Source organism: Pseudomonas sp. BIOMIG1BAC, from assembly GCF_001705995.2.
Taxonomy (GTDB): Bacteria; Pseudomonadota; Gammaproteobacteria; order Pseudomonadales; family Pseudomonadaceae; genus Aquipseudomonas; species Aquipseudomonas sessilinigenes.
Window position 1 is genome coordinate 7,146,222 of record NZ_CP049045.1, and the last position, 13,779, is coordinate 7,160,000.

General features: G+C 54.3%; 10 protein-coding genes, 4 tRNA genes and 2 rRNA genes (1 of these 16 cut by a window edge). All 16 read right to left on the reverse strand.

Annotated features, from left to right (window positions below; genetic code table 11):
* Positions 1–21: 21 nt before the first annotated feature.
* On the reverse strand, positions 22–4,095 hold the full coding sequence (gene rpoB / locus ATY02_RS33275; protein ID WP_068577555.1) for a DNA-directed RNA polymerase subunit beta: 4,074 nt from the start codon (positions 4,093–4,095) through the stop codon (positions 22–24).
* A 221-nt stretch (positions 4,096–4,316) separates the two neighbouring features.
* Positions 4,317–4,682, reverse strand: a complete 366-nt coding sequence (gene rplL / locus ATY02_RS33280; RefSeq protein ID WP_068577557.1) for a 50S ribosomal protein L7/L12 — start codon at positions 4,680–4,682, stop codon at positions 4,317–4,319.
* An 80-nt stretch (positions 4,683–4,762) separates the two neighbouring features.
* Positions 4,763–5,263: a 50S ribosomal protein L10 gene (gene rplJ, locus ATY02_RS33285; protein WP_016968679.1), complete on the reverse strand. Its 501-nt coding sequence runs from the start codon at positions 5,261–5,263 to the stop codon at positions 4,763–4,765.
* Between the two features lie 198 nt (positions 5,264–5,461).
* The gene (rplA, locus tag ATY02_RS33290) at positions 5,462–6,157 is read right to left on the reverse strand and encodes a 50S ribosomal protein L1 (protein WP_011063782.1); all 696 of its coding nucleotides are present in this window, start codon (positions 6,155–6,157) and stop codon (positions 5,462–5,464) included.
* The gene (gene rplK, locus ATY02_RS33295; RefSeq protein ID WP_003176435.1) at positions 6,157–6,588 is read right to left on the reverse strand and encodes a 50S ribosomal protein L11; all 432 of its coding nucleotides are present in this window, start codon (positions 6,586–6,588) and stop codon (positions 6,157–6,159) included. The genes rplA and rplK overlap by 1 nt, the downstream gene beginning before the upstream one ends.
* Positions 6,589–6,705: 117 nt before the next feature.
* Positions 6,706–7,239, reverse strand: a complete 534-nt coding sequence (gene nusG, locus ATY02_RS33300) for a transcription termination/antitermination protein NusG (protein ID WP_002555501.1) — start codon at positions 7,237–7,239, stop codon at positions 6,706–6,708.
* A 9-nt stretch (positions 7,240–7,248) separates the two neighbouring features.
* Positions 7,249–7,617 (reverse strand): preprotein translocase subunit SecE, encoded by a 369-nt coding sequence (secE, locus tag ATY02_RS33305; RefSeq protein WP_068577560.1) that lies wholly within the window; start codon positions 7,615–7,617, stop codon positions 7,249–7,251.
* A gap of 45 nt (positions 7,618–7,662) precedes the next feature.
* A tRNA-Trp gene (locus tag ATY02_RS33310) sits at positions 7,663–7,738 on the reverse strand.
* Between the two features lie 53 nt (positions 7,739–7,791).
* On the reverse strand, positions 7,792–8,985 hold the full coding sequence (tuf, locus tag ATY02_RS33315; RefSeq protein WP_011063776.1) for an elongation factor Tu: 1,194 nt from the start codon (positions 8,983–8,985) through the stop codon (positions 7,792–7,794).
* Positions 8,986–9,069: 84 nt separating this feature from the next.
* A tRNA-Thr gene (locus tag ATY02_RS33320) sits at positions 9,070–9,145 on the reverse strand.
* A gap of 26 nt (positions 9,146–9,171) precedes the next feature.
* Positions 9,172–9,245, reverse strand: a tRNA-Gly gene (locus tag ATY02_RS33325).
* A gap of 24 nt (positions 9,246–9,269) precedes the next feature.
* Positions 9,270–9,354 (reverse strand) — tRNA-Tyr (locus tag ATY02_RS33330).
* Positions 9,355–9,495: 141 nt separating this feature from the next.
* Positions 9,496–9,945, reverse strand: coding sequence for a hypothetical protein (locus tag ATY02_RS33335; protein WP_068577565.1), 450 nt, complete (start codon positions 9,943–9,945; stop codon positions 9,496–9,498).
* Between the two features lie 447 nt (positions 9,946–10,392).
* Positions 10,393–11,355, reverse strand: coding sequence for a bifunctional biotin--[acetyl-CoA-carboxylase] ligase/biotin operon repressor BirA (gene birA / locus ATY02_RS33340; protein WP_068577562.1), 963 nt, complete (start codon positions 11,353–11,355; stop codon positions 10,393–10,395).
* Between the two features lie 167 nt (positions 11,356–11,522).
* Positions 11,523–11,638: ribosomal RNA gene (gene rrf / locus ATY02_RS33345) — 5S ribosomal RNA — on the reverse strand.
* A gap of 136 nt (positions 11,639–11,774) precedes the next feature.
* Positions 11,775–13,779, reverse strand: a 23S ribosomal RNA gene (locus ATY02_RS33350) (it continues 887 nt past the right edge of the window).

The window sequence follows — 13,779 nt, forward strand, 5'->3', positions numbered from 1 at the left end:
CGCTCCCCTTCGCGTCACGTGTTATTCGGTTTCCAGATCGATATCGATGCCGAGGGAACGAATTTCCTTGATCAACACGTTGAAGGACTCGGGCATGCCCGGCTCCATACGGTGATCGCCATCCACGATGTTCTTGTACATCTTGGTACGGCCGTTCACGTCGTCCGACTTCACTGTGAGCATTTCTTGCAGAGTGTATGCAGCACCGTATGCTTCCAGTGCCCAGACCTCCATCTCCCCGAAACGCTGACCACCGAACTGCGCCTTACCACCCAGCGGCTGCTGGGTAACCAGGCTGTACGAACCGGTAGAACGGGCGTGCATCTTGTCGTCTACCAAGTGGTTCAGTTTCAGCATGTACATGTAGCCAACGGTAACTGGACGCTCGAACTTGTTGCCGGTACGACCGTCGGTCAGCTGCATCTGGCCGCTTTCTGGCAGGTCCGCCAGTTTGAGCATGGCCTTGATTTCGCTTTCCTTGGCACCGTCGAACACCGGAGTGGCCATTGGCACACCGCCGCGCAGGTTGTTCGCCAGGTCCAGGATCTCCTGGTCGGAGAAGCTGTCCAGATCTTCGTTACGACCGCCGATCTGGTTGTAGATCTCGTCCAGGAAGGTACGCAGTTCAGCAACCTTGCGCTGCTCTTCGACCATACGGTTGATCTTCTCGCCCAGACCTTTGGCCGCCAGGCCCAGGTGAGTTTCGAGAATCTGGCCAACGTTCATACGCGAAGGTACGCCCAGCGGGTTGAGGACCACATCGACCGGGGTGCCATTGGCATCGTGCGGCATGTCTTCAACCGGCATGATCACGGAGACCACACCCTTGTTACCGTGACGACCGGCCATCTTGTCGCCCGGCTGGATGCGGCGACGGATTGCCAGGTAGACCTTGACGATTTTCAGCACGCCTGGAGCCAGGTCATCGCCCTGCTGCAGCTTGCGCTTCTTGTCTTCGAACTTGTCGTCCAGCAGGCGACGGCGATCAACGATATAGGCCTGGGCCTTCTCGAGCTGCTCGTTCAGAGCATCTTCAGCCATGCGCAGCTTGAACCACTGCCCATGCTCAAGACCATCGAGCACTTCGTCGGTGATTTCCTGACCTTTCTTCAGGCCGGCACCGCCTTCCACCTTATGACCGACCAGAGCGGAACGCAGACGTTCGAAGGTTGCACCTTCAACGATACGGAACTCTTCGTTCAGATCCTTGCGGATCTCGTCCAACTGGCTCTTCTCGATCGACAGGGCACGCGAATCACGCTCCACGCCGTCACGGGTGAATACCTGTACGTCGATGACAGTACCTTTGGTGCCGGTTGGCACGCGCAGGGAGGTGTCCTTAACGTCGCTGGCCTTCTCACCGAAGATCGCACGCAGCAGCTTTTCTTCCGGAGTCAGCTGGGTTTCGCCTTTTGGCGTGACCTTGCCGACCAGGATGTCGCCAGCACCAACTTCAGCACCTACGTAAACGATACCGGCTTCGTCCAGCTTGTTCAGTGCAGCTTCACCCACGTTCGGGATGTCCGCAGTGATTTCCTCTGGGCCAAGCTTGGTGTCACGCGCCACACAGGTCAGTTCCTGGATGTGGATGGTGGTGAAGCGGTCTTCCTGAACCACACGCTCGGAGAGGCAGATGGAGTCTTCGAAGTTGAAGCCGTTCCACGCCATGAACGCGATGCGCATGTTCTGACCCAGTGCCAGTTCACCCATGTCGGTGGACGGGCCGTCGGCCATGATGTCGCCACGCTGGACCTTGTCACCCTTGCTCACCAGCGGACGCTGGTTGATACAGGTGTTCTGGTTCGAGCGGGTGTATTTGGTCAGGTTGTAGATGTCGACACCAGCTTCGCCGGTTTCAACTTCATCATCAGCAACCCGAACAACGATACGGCTGGCATCGACGGAGTCGATCACACCACCACGGCGAGCCACGACGCACACGCCGGAGTCACGAGCAACGTTGCGCTCCATGCCGGTACCCACCAGCGGCTTATCGGCACGCAGAGTTGGTACAGCCTGACGCTGCATGTTGGAACCCATCAACGCGCGGTTGGCGTCGTCGTGCTCGAGGAACGGAATCAGCGACGCTGCAACCGACACTACCTGCTTCGGCGAAACGTCCATCAAGGTGACGTCTTCCGGCGCCTTGACGGTGAATTCGTTCAGATGACGTACAGCTACCAGCTCGTCGATCAGCTGACCCTTGTCGTTCATGGTCGCCGAAGCCTGGGCGATCACGTGGTCAGCTTCTTCGATGGCGGACAGGAACACGATCTCATCGGTTACCAGGCCTTCTTTCACCACACGATACGGGCTCTCCAGGAAACCGTACTGGTTGGTGCGAGCGTAGGCAGCCAAGGAGTTGATCAGACCAATGTTCGGACCTTCAGGCGTTTCAATCGGGCATACACGGCCGTAGTGAGTCGGGTGTACGTCACGAACTTCGAAGCCTGCGCGCTCACGAGTCAGACCACCTGGGCCCAGTGCAGACACACGGCGCTTGTGGGTAATCTCGGACAGCGGGTTGTTCTGGTCCATGAACTGGGACAGCTGGCTGGAGCCAAAGAACTCCTTCACTGCCGCAGCCACGGGCTTGGCGTTGATCAGGTCCTGCGGCATCAAGCCTTCGCTTTCAGCCATCGACAGACGTTCCTTGACCGCGCGCTCTACACGCACCAGGCCCACACGGAACTGGTTCTCGGCCATCTCGCCTACGCAACGTACGCGACGGTTACCCAGGTGGTCGATGTCATCGACGATGCCCTTACCGTTACGGATGTCGACCAGGGTCTTCAGAACAGCAACGATGTCTTCTTTGCACAGCACGCCCGAACCTTCGATCTCGGTACGACCGATACGACGGTTGAACTTCATCCGGCCAACGGCGGACAAGTCATAGCGCTCTGGGCTGAAGAACAAGTTGTTGAACAGGGTCTCGGCAGCATCCTTGGTTGGCGGCTCGCCAGGACGCATCATGCGATAGATCTCGACCAGAGCTTCCAGTTGGTTGCTAGTGGAGTCGATCTTCAGCGTGTCGGAAACGAATGGACCACAGTCAATGTCGTTGGTGTACAGAGTTTCAATGCGAACAACCTGGGCCTTGGCGATTTTTGCCAGCAGCTCGGTGTTCAACTCGGTGTTGCACTCTGCCAGGATTTCACCAGTCGCTGGATGCACGATAGCCTTGGCGGTAGTGCGACCCAGAACATAGTCCAGAGGCACATCCAGCTCTTTGATACCGGCTTTTTCCAGCTGATTGATATGACGAGCAGTAATACGACGTCCTTGCTCGACAATAACCTTGCCCTTGTCATCCTGGATATCCAGAACGGCAACTTCACCGCGCAGGCGCTGAGGCACCAGCTCCAGGCTCAGGCTCTCGCCCTTCACGTGGAATACGTTGGTGGTATAGAACGCGTCCAGTACTTCCTCGGTGGTGTAACCCAGGGCGCGCAGCAGAACCGACGCTGGAAGTTTGCGACGACGGTCGATACGGACGAATACACAGTCTTTCGGGTCGAACTCGAAGTCCAACCACGAACCGCGGTAAGGAATGATGCGCGCGGAGTACAGGAGCTTACCGGAGCTGTGCGTCTTGCCACGGTCGTGGTCGAAGAATACGCCAGGGGAACGGTGCAACTGGGAAACGATTACACGTTCGGTACCATTGATTACGAAGGTACCGTTCTCAGTCATCAGGGGAATTTCACCCATGTAGACTTCTTGCTCTTTGATGTCCTTGATCGCTTTATTCGACGACTCTTTGTCGAAAATGATCAGACGAACTTTTACCCGCAAAGGTACGGCGTAAGTCACGCCACGCAACACGCATTCTTTGACATCAAACGCCGGTTCGCCCAGGCGATAACCGACATACTCCAACGCAGCATTGCCGGAGTAGCTGATGATCGGGAAAACGGATTTGAAGGCCGCATGCAGGCCCACGTCGCGGAACTGATCTTTAGTCGCTCCCGCTTGCAAGAATTCACGATACGAATCCAGCTGGATGGCCAGGAGGTACGGCACATCCATGACGTCCGGCAACTTGCTAAAGTCCTTGCGGATACGTTTTTTCTCAGTGTATGAGTAAGCCATCAGCGTTCCCCAGCTTGGTCACCTGCTTATTCGGCTCCTCCCGACGGGAGCAGCCAGAAAATCGTGCAAACCCTTTGGTTTGCGCCACCACTCAGGGTGGATTACAGCACGTTAAAGACGCCGACTCGATCGGTCGCCAATAACGGAAAAAGGCCGGTGGCAAAAGCCACCAGCCATCAGCCGTTCGCTCAACGCTTGGGCTGGAGACACAAAGTCGATGCTTACTTGAGCTCGACTTTAGCGCCTGCTTCTTCCAGAGCGGCTTTGGCTTTGTCAGCGGCTTCTTTAGCAACGCCTTCCAGAACCATGCCAGGAGCGCCGTCAACTACTGCCTTGGCTTCTTTCAGGCCCAGACCGGTCAGTTCACGTACTGCCTTGATCACGTTCACTTTCTTATCGCCAGCGTCAGCCAGGATAACGTTGAACTCGGTTTGCTCTTCAGCAACAGCAGCAACAGCAGCTGGGCCAGCAGCGGCAACAGCAGCGGTAACGCCGAAGGTTTCTTCCATCGCTTTGATCAGCTCAACAACTTCCAGAACGGTTTTCTGGCCGATAGCTTCGATGATTTGCTCGTTAGTCAGAGACATGACTATGAATTCCTGTATTGGGGTGACAGCTTACGCAGCCATCAAATTAAACATATGATTTTGAAAGGGCTTGCGGTGCCTTAGGCAGCAGCAGCTTCTTTCTGGTCGCGAATAGCCGCCAGAGTACGAGCCAGCTTGCTGGTAGCGCCTTGAATCACGCTCATCAGCTTCGCAATAGCTTCGTCGCGAGTTGGCAGCGAAGCCAACACGTCGATCTCGTTTGCTGCGAGGTACTTGCCCTCGAACGCAGCTGCCTTGATCTCGAACTTGTCCTGACCCTTTGCGAATTCCTTGAAAATACGAGCAGCAGCGCCCGGATGTTCTTTGGAGAATGCAATCAGGGTAGGGCCGACGAACGCGTCGTTGAGCACGTCATATTGAGTGCCTTCAACTGCGCGCTTGAGCAGAGTGTTACGTACGACACGTACATAAACACCAGCTTCGCGGGCCTCTTTACGGAGTCCGGTCATAGCGCCTACTGTCACACCACGGGCATCAGCCACAACAGCGGACAGGGCAACTTTGGCAGCCTCGTTGACTTCAGCGACGATGGCCTTCTTGTCTTCGAGTTTAATTGCCACGGGTTTAACTCCTGCTTGTTACCGTTTCATCCAACCTAGGCTGGATGTCGTTTTGGTGTCTGATTCGGTAAGGAACCGGGAGCACCATCTGCGTAGGCTTGTGGTTTAAGACTTACGTCGCCTACGGTCTTGGATAGCCCCCGCCAGGCAGGGACCCCAATTTTTTCAACAGGCGCAATCGCTTGCGCCCGCTCATGCTTATACGTCCAGCGAACCCTGGTCGATAACCAGACCTGGGCCCATGGTGGTGCTCAGGGTAACGCGCTTGACGTAGATACCTTTCGAAGAAGCAGGCTTGATACGCTTCAGATCAGCGATCAGGGCTTCAACGTTTTCCTTCAGCTTGACGGCATCGAAGCCGACCTTGCCAACGGAGGTGTGGATAATGCCGTTCTTGTCGGTACGATAGCGAACCTGACCAGCCTTGGCGTTCTTAACTGCCGAGGCTACGTCTGGAGTCACGGTACCAACCTTCGGGTTAGGCATCAGGCCACGAGGACCCAGCACCTGACCCAGCTGACCTACAACGCGCATTGCATCCGGAGAAGCAATAACAACGTCATAGTTCAGATCGCCGCCTTTCATTTCGGCAGCCAGATCGTCCATGCCTACGCGGTCTGCACCGGCAGCCAGGGCAGCTTCAGCAGCTGGGCCTTGGGTAAACACGGCCACGCGAACGGTCTTGCCAGTGCCATGCGGCAGCACGGTAGCGCTACGAACGACCTGGTCAGATTTACGTGGGTCTACGCCAAGGTTTACAGCAACGTCTACGGACTCGCTGAACTTAACGGTCGACAGCTCGGTCAGGAGAGCAGCGGCTTCTACGAAGTTGTAGGCTTTGCCTGCTTCAATCTTGCCGGCGATAGCCTTTTGGCGCTTGGTCAGCTTAGCCATTACACACCCTCCACGTTAAGGCCCATGCTACGAGCAGAACCGGCGATAGTACGCACGGCTGCATCCATATCAGCTGCAGTCAGATCCGCGTTTTTGGTTTTCGCGATCTCTTCCAGCTGAGCACGGGTAACGGTGCCAACCTTAACGGTGTTCGGACGAGCGGAACCGCTAGTCAAACCAGCAGCCTTCTTCAGCAGAACCGAAGCAGGGGTGCTCTTGGTTTCAAAAGTGAAGCTACGGTCGCTGTAAACAGTGATGATCACAGGAGTCGGCAGACCTGGTTCAAGCCCCTGGGTACGGGCGTTGAAAGCCTTGCAGAATTCCATGATGTTCACACCGTGCTGACCCAGAGCTGGACCAACGGGCGGGCTTGGGTTGGCCTGGGCGGCCTTAACTTGCAGCTTGATGTAAGCAGTAATTTTCTTAGCCATGAGGCACTCCAATTACGGGTTCAGACGCCTAAAAAGGCTCCCCGGTTACTTGCGCGTTTATCCCAGTGACGACAAAACCCCACAGCCTAAGGCTGCGGGGTTGGGATCTTCGTCCAGTTATGCCTTCTCGACCTGACTGAACTCTAGCTCTACAGGCGTAGAGCGACCGAAAATAAGCACGGCCACTTGGATCCGGCTCTTTTCGTAGTTAACTTCTTCGACCGTACCGTTAAAGTCAGCAAATGGACCGTCAGTAACACGGACCACTTCACCCGGCTCAAACAGCGTCTTAGGCTTGGGCTTGTCACTACCATCAGCGACGCGACGCAGAATCGCTTCTGCCTCCTTATCAGTGATAGGTGCCGGCTTGTCAGCAGTACCACCAATGAAACCCATGACTCGAGGGGTATCCTTGACCAAGTGCCAAGTACCCTCATTCATATCCATCTGAACCAGCACATAGCCTGGAAAGAATTTACGCTCACTCTTGCGCTTCTGGCCGTTACGCATCTCAACCACTTCTTCAGTGGGGACCAGAATTTCGCCGAAGCCATCTTCCATGCCTGCCAGCTTCACACGCTCGATCAACGAGCGCATTACATGCTTCTCGTAACCCGAGTAAGCATGCACAACGTACCAACGCTTAGCCACGGGACACCCTTAGCCAACAATCAAGGAAACAAGCCAACCGAGCAGGGAATCTAGCCCCCACAGCAGCAATGCCATAACCAGGACCACAGCAACAACGATCAGCGTGGTTTGAGTGGTCTCTTGGCGAGTCGGCCATACGACTTTACGAATCTCAGTACGAGCTTCCTTCACCAGCCCGAAGAACGACTTGCCCTTTGCAGTCTGCAAGCCAACAAAGGCAGCAACAGCAGCAATAACAAGCAACGCCAACACGCGATACAGGATCGGCAAACCAGAGTAATACTGATTACCAACAACACCAACAACCACCAACGCGACCACAACGAGCCACTTCAGCAGATCGAAGCGAGAACCTTGAGCTTCAGCCTTAGGAGTCATCTATGAAGATCCTGTGAAAAGAAAGCCAGATACATTGAGAGAATCTGGCAGGTCAGGAGGGAATCGAACCCCCAACCTACGGTTTTGGAGACCGTCGCTCTGCCAATTGAGCTACTGACCTAAAACAAAATCAGGCCGACCATTATGCCGGCCCGATGGAGATATTGCAAGAACTTACTCGATGACTTTGGCTACGACGCCAGCGCCGACGGTACGACCGCCTTCACGGATAGCGAAACGCAGACCATCTTCCATCGCGATGGTTTTGATCAGAGTGACAGTCATCTGGATGTTGTCACCTGGCATTACCATTTCAACGCCTTCTGGCAGTTCGCAGTTACCGGTCACGTCAGTAGTACGGAAGTAGAACTGTGGACGGTAGCCTTTGAAGAACGGAGTATGACGGCCGCCTTCTTCTTTGCTCAGAACGTAAACTTCAGCGGTGAACTTGGTGTGCGGCTTAACGGTGCCTGGCTTAACCAGAACCTGGCCACGCTCAACGTCGTCACGCTTGGTGCCACGCAGCAGAACGCCGCAGTTCTCACCAGCACGACCTTCGTCCAGCAGCTTACGGAACATCTCAACGCCGGTGCAGGTAGTTTTCTGAGTATCGCGCAGACCAACGATCTCAACTTCTTCCTGGATGCGAACGATACCACGCTCAACACGGCCAGTTACCACGGTGCCACGACCGGAGATCGAGAACACGTCTTCGATTGGCATCAGGAACGGCTTGTCGATAGCACGCTCTGGCTCTGGGATGTAGGTGTCCAGAGTTTCTACCAGACGCTTAACAGCGGTGGTACCCATTTCGTTGTCGTCTTGGCCGTTCAGAGCCATCAGAGCCGAACCGATGATGATCGGAGTGTCGTCACCTGGGAAGTCGTAAGTGCTCAGCAGGTCGCGCACTTCCATCTCAACCAGTTCCAGCAGCTCAGCGTCGTCAACCATGTCAGCCTTGTTCAGGAAGACAACGATGTACGGAACGCCTACCTGACGGGACAGCAGGATGTGCTCACGAGTTTGTGGCATCGGACCATCGGCAGCCGAGCAAACCAGGATCGCGCCGTCCATCTGGGCAGCACCAGTGATCATGTTTTTTACGTAGTCGGCGTGACCTGGGCAGTCAACGTGCGCGTAGTGACGAATGTTCGAATCGTACTCTACGTGTGCAGTGTTGATGGTGATACCACGAGCCTTTTCTTCTGGGGCGCTGTCGATCTTGTCGAAGTCAACACGAGCCGAACCGAAAACTTCGGAGCAAACGCGAGTTAGAGCAGCGGTCAGAGTGGTTTTACCGTGGTCAACGTGACCGATGGTACCAACGTTGACGTGCGGCTTATTACGTTCGAACTTTTCCTTAGCCATCGAAATCACCCCTAGGAGAAGAATTAAGCAAGTCACCCAAGCCATTAAAACAAAGGCAGATATTTTCATATCTGCCTTGTTATATGGAGCTCTTGAGCGGATTTGAACCGCTGACCTCACCCTTACCAAGGGTGTGCTCTACCAACTGAGCTACAAGAGCGTAACACTTTGCAAAACCTGCAAACTTGGAGCGGGTAGCGGGAATCGAACCCGCATCATCAGCTTGGAAGGCTGAGGTTCTACCACTAAACTATACCCGCGGAGCCTGCAGCTCTCGCTAAATCTGGTGGAGGGGGAAGGATTCGAACCTTCGAAGTCGTAGACGTCAGATTTACAGTCTGATCCCTTTGGCCGCTCGGGAACCCCTCCTAAGCGAGGCAGCATTCTATACTAAGCTACCCTTCTGTCAAGCATTTTCTCAATTAAATCTTGAGGTTAGCTGCATGACGCTGCTCTTTCACTTTGACTTCAAGAAGTCTTCGCTTCGGAGCGGGCGCCATTCTATGCAACCTAATCACCAGTTGCAACCCCCTCACAGGGCATTATTTTATGTTTTAACTCATTGAATTCCTTAGCAAGGTTTTGAAGCTGAACATCATCCAGTAAATGCCTGCTTTCAGGAGATATGCGCAACCAAAAACCGGGGGCTGATCCCGCACCCAAAGATTGCAACCGCGTCTCGACCCCGCTTCCCTTTAGCCGCTGCTCAAGCTGCTGAGCGACCTCTCGACGCAGGAAGCCTCCTAAATAGATACAACTAGCCTCAGTCTCCTCACCAACGGCGGCGATATCACGCCTTGCCACGGACTCAACGGACTCGCTCAATAAACGAATATCCTGCTGGGAACCACGATAGAGCGACAAAGGCATCACCTCTTTCGCGCGAAGCGGCGCTTCTTGCTGATGCCAGACATAATAGAAACCATTGAGAACCAACAACAAAAGAAACAGCCAGCGCATATTCACCTCAGCACAGGGACAAGCCAGAGATAGCCAAACGAAGGCCAGGCCAGGAACAATCCGCATCCGCAGCAACATCATTCCAGCAGGCAGGCCAGCGCTTCCCTTCGGTTATGAGGGAAGGCATGCCCCGCTCCCGATGGATATTCATCACCCTTAATTGAATCGTGAAGCAATACTCCACGGCCTCAGTAACGATCGCGGGCTACTCAGCAGGGAGCCTATAGCTCACTGGCCAAGCAACTGCGCGTAATGCCGCCTGAAGCTCCTATCTAGACTGTTACCACCCCAGGGGGGGCTTTGACCGTCACAGCCGCGACATCGAGAAATAACCGGGCAAAAGCCGTCCACACAGTTTCAGCCACCACCTAAACAGCACCACAACTCACCTGAACGAAAGCATCCACAGCTGTCCTGGGCAGCCCCCTAGATCAACAGCCGCTCCCCTCACTCAGGATCATTGCGCAACCTCAGGCTGAGCTCGCCGCCGCTGTATACCTTTTCCTCACCATCGACGCTCAGGCGCAATGCCCCTCGATGATCAATGCCCAATACCACTCCATCAATATTGCTCGCACCCGCAATCAAGGAGACTGCACACCCCTGCCAAAGATGACTCTCCTCCCATTCTTTTTGGATAGCAGAGAATCCTTGCAGGCGATGACGCTCCAGATAGAAAGCCAGGCAGTCATTGAGACGCGCAATCAACTGGTTGCGATCAACTGACTTACCGGATTCCAGCCTTACAGAGGTCCATGCCTGGTCGACTTCTTCGGAAGTTTGCATGTTTACGTTGATCCCAATACCGAGAACCACATGACATACATCTGCAGGATCACCCACCAACTCCAACAGGATTCCTGCAATCTTCTTCTGAGCGACCAGAACGTCATTTGGCCATTTCAGCCCCGCTCCAGGAACGCCACTCTCCCTGAGAGCACGCATAACGGACAGACCTACCACCAGACTAAGCCCCTCCAACTGGCGCATGCCACCGTCTATGCGTAGGACTAGGCTGTAGTAGATATTCTCCGCGAAAGGACTGGTCCACTTGCGACCTCGCCGACCACGCCCTGATGTTTGGCGCTCCGCCAAAACAAGAAGCGGGATAGAGGATCCACGCTCAACGGAGCGCAAGGCTTCGGCATTAGTCGAATCAATCGAGTCGTGGACCTGGATAAGCCAGGTCTTCTCAGATGACTGTCGGGCAATCTCTGCAGCATCCAATAAGGCAATAGGGGCAGCCAATTGATATCCACGCCCCCGAACCTTGTGAATGACCAGCCCCAGGTCAGCTTCAAGAAGCTGTAGCTGCTTCCAAACGGCACTACGACTGATACCCAGGATCTCCCCGAGGGCTTGCCCCGAGTGAAATCGTCCATCTTTAAGAAGCTCTAACAACGCTGACATGCTGATTCCGCCTCACAATGAGGCAGGAATGATAGCCATGCCCAGAGTCATTGCATAGAAACCGGCATGTATGACTACAAAGGCAGCTCCTAGCAAAAAGCTCAATATTTTCGCCAGCGCAAAGACAAAACCCCAACTGCTTTCGCAATTGGGGTTTCGGAATTTAATCTTGACGATGACCTACTCTCACATGGGGAAACCCCACACTACCATCGGCGATGCATCGTTTCACTGCTGAGTTCGGGATGGGATCAGGTGGTTCCAATGCTCTATGGTCGTCAAGAAATTCTGTAGCTGAGCCGTTGTTTGGGCAACGTTCCAGCGAATGGGTATGTAATAGGTTTGTGTGCTGCAAACTTTCGGTTCGTGCGTCTTCACACACCGCAACTCGCTTCTTAAGCAAATTGCTTGGGTGTTATATGGTCAAGCCTCACGGGCAATTAGTATTGGTTAGCTCAACGCCTCACAGCGCTTACACACCCAACCTATCAACGTCGTAGTCTTCGACGGCCCTTTAGGGGATTCAAGATCCCAGTGAGATCTCATCTTGAGGCAAGTTTCCCGCTTAGATGCTTTCAGCGGTTATCTTTTCCGAACATAGCTACCCGGCAATGCCACTGGCGTGACAACCGGAACACCAGAGGTTCGTCCACTCCGGTCCTCTCGTACTAGGAGCAGCCCCTCTCAAATCTCAAACGTCCACGGCAGATAGGGACCGAACTGTCTCACGACGTTCTAAACCCAGCTCGCGTACCACTTTAAATGGCGAACAGCCATACCCTTGGGACCGGCTTCAGCCCCAGGATGTGATGAGCCGACATCGAGGTGCCAAACACCGCCGTCGATATGAACTCTTGGGCGGTATCAGCCTGTTATCCCCGGAGTACCTTTTATCCGTTGAGCGATGGCCCTTCCATACAGAACCACCGGATCACTAAGACCTACTTTCGTACCTGCTCGACGTGTTTGTCTCGCAGTCAAGCGCGCTTTTGCCTTTATACTCTGCGACCGATTTCCGACCGGTCTGAGCGCACCTTCGTACTCCTCCGTTACTCTTTAGGAGGAGACCGCCCCAGTCAAACTACCCACCATACACTGTCCTCGATCCGGATAACGGACCTGAGTTAGAACCTCAAAGTTGCCAGGGTGGTATTTCAAGGATGGCTCCACGCAGACTGGCGTCCACGCTTCAAAGCCTCCCACCTATCCTACACAAGCAAATTCAAAGTCCAGTGCAAAGCTATAGTAAAGGTTCACGGGGTCTTTCCGTCTAGCCGCGGATACACTGCATCTTCACAGCGATTTCAATTTCACTGAGTCTCGGGTGGAGACAGCGCCGCCATCGTTACGCCATTCGTGCAGGTCGGAACTTACCCGACAAGGAATTTCGCTACCTTAGGACCGTTATAGTTACGGCCGCCGTTTACCGGGGCTTCGATCAAGAGCTTCGCTTGCGCTAACCCCATCAATTAACCTTCCGGCACCGGGCAGGCGTCACACCCTATACGTCCACTTTCGTGTTTGCAGAGTGCTGTGTTTTTAATAAACAGTCGCAGCGGCCTGGTATCTTCGACCGGCATGGGCTTACGGAGCAAGTCCTTCACCCTCACCGGCGCACCTTCTCCCGAAGTTACGGTGCCATTTTGCCTAGTTCCTTCACCCGAGTTCTCTCAAGCGCCTTGGTATTCTCTACCCAACCACCTGTGTCGGTTTGGGGTACGGTTCCTAGTTATCTGAAGCTTAGAAGCTTTTCTTGGAAGCATGGCATCAACCACTTCGTCACCTAAAAGGTAACTCGTCATCAGCTCTCGGCCTTAAGATCCCGGATTTACCTAAGATCTCAGCCTACCACCTTAAACTTGGACAACCAACGCCAAGCTGGCCTAGCCTTCTCCGTCCCTCCATCGCAATAACTAGAAGTACAGGAATATTAACCTGTTTTCCATCGACTACGCTTTTCAGCCTCGCCTTAGGGACCGACTAACCCTGCGTCGATTAACGTTGCGCAGGAAACCTTGGTCTTTCGGCGTGCGAGTTTTTCACTCGCATTGTCGTTACTCATGTCAGCATTCGCACTTCTGATACCTCCAGCAAGCTTCTCAACTCACCTTCACAGGCTTACAGAACGCTCCTCTACCGCATCACTTACGTGATACCCGTAGCTTCGGTGTATGGTTTGAGCCCCGTTACATCTTCCGCGCAGGCCGACTCGACTAGTGAGCTATTACGCTTTCTTTAAAGGGTGGCTGCTTCTAAGCCAACCTCCTAGCTGTCTAAGCCTTCCCACATCGTTTCCCACTTAACCATAACTTTGGGACCTTAGCTGACGGTCTGGGTTGTTTCCCTTTTCACGACGGACGTTAGCACCCGCCGTGTGTCTCCCATGCTCGGCACTTGTAGGTATTCGGAGTTTGCATCGGTTTG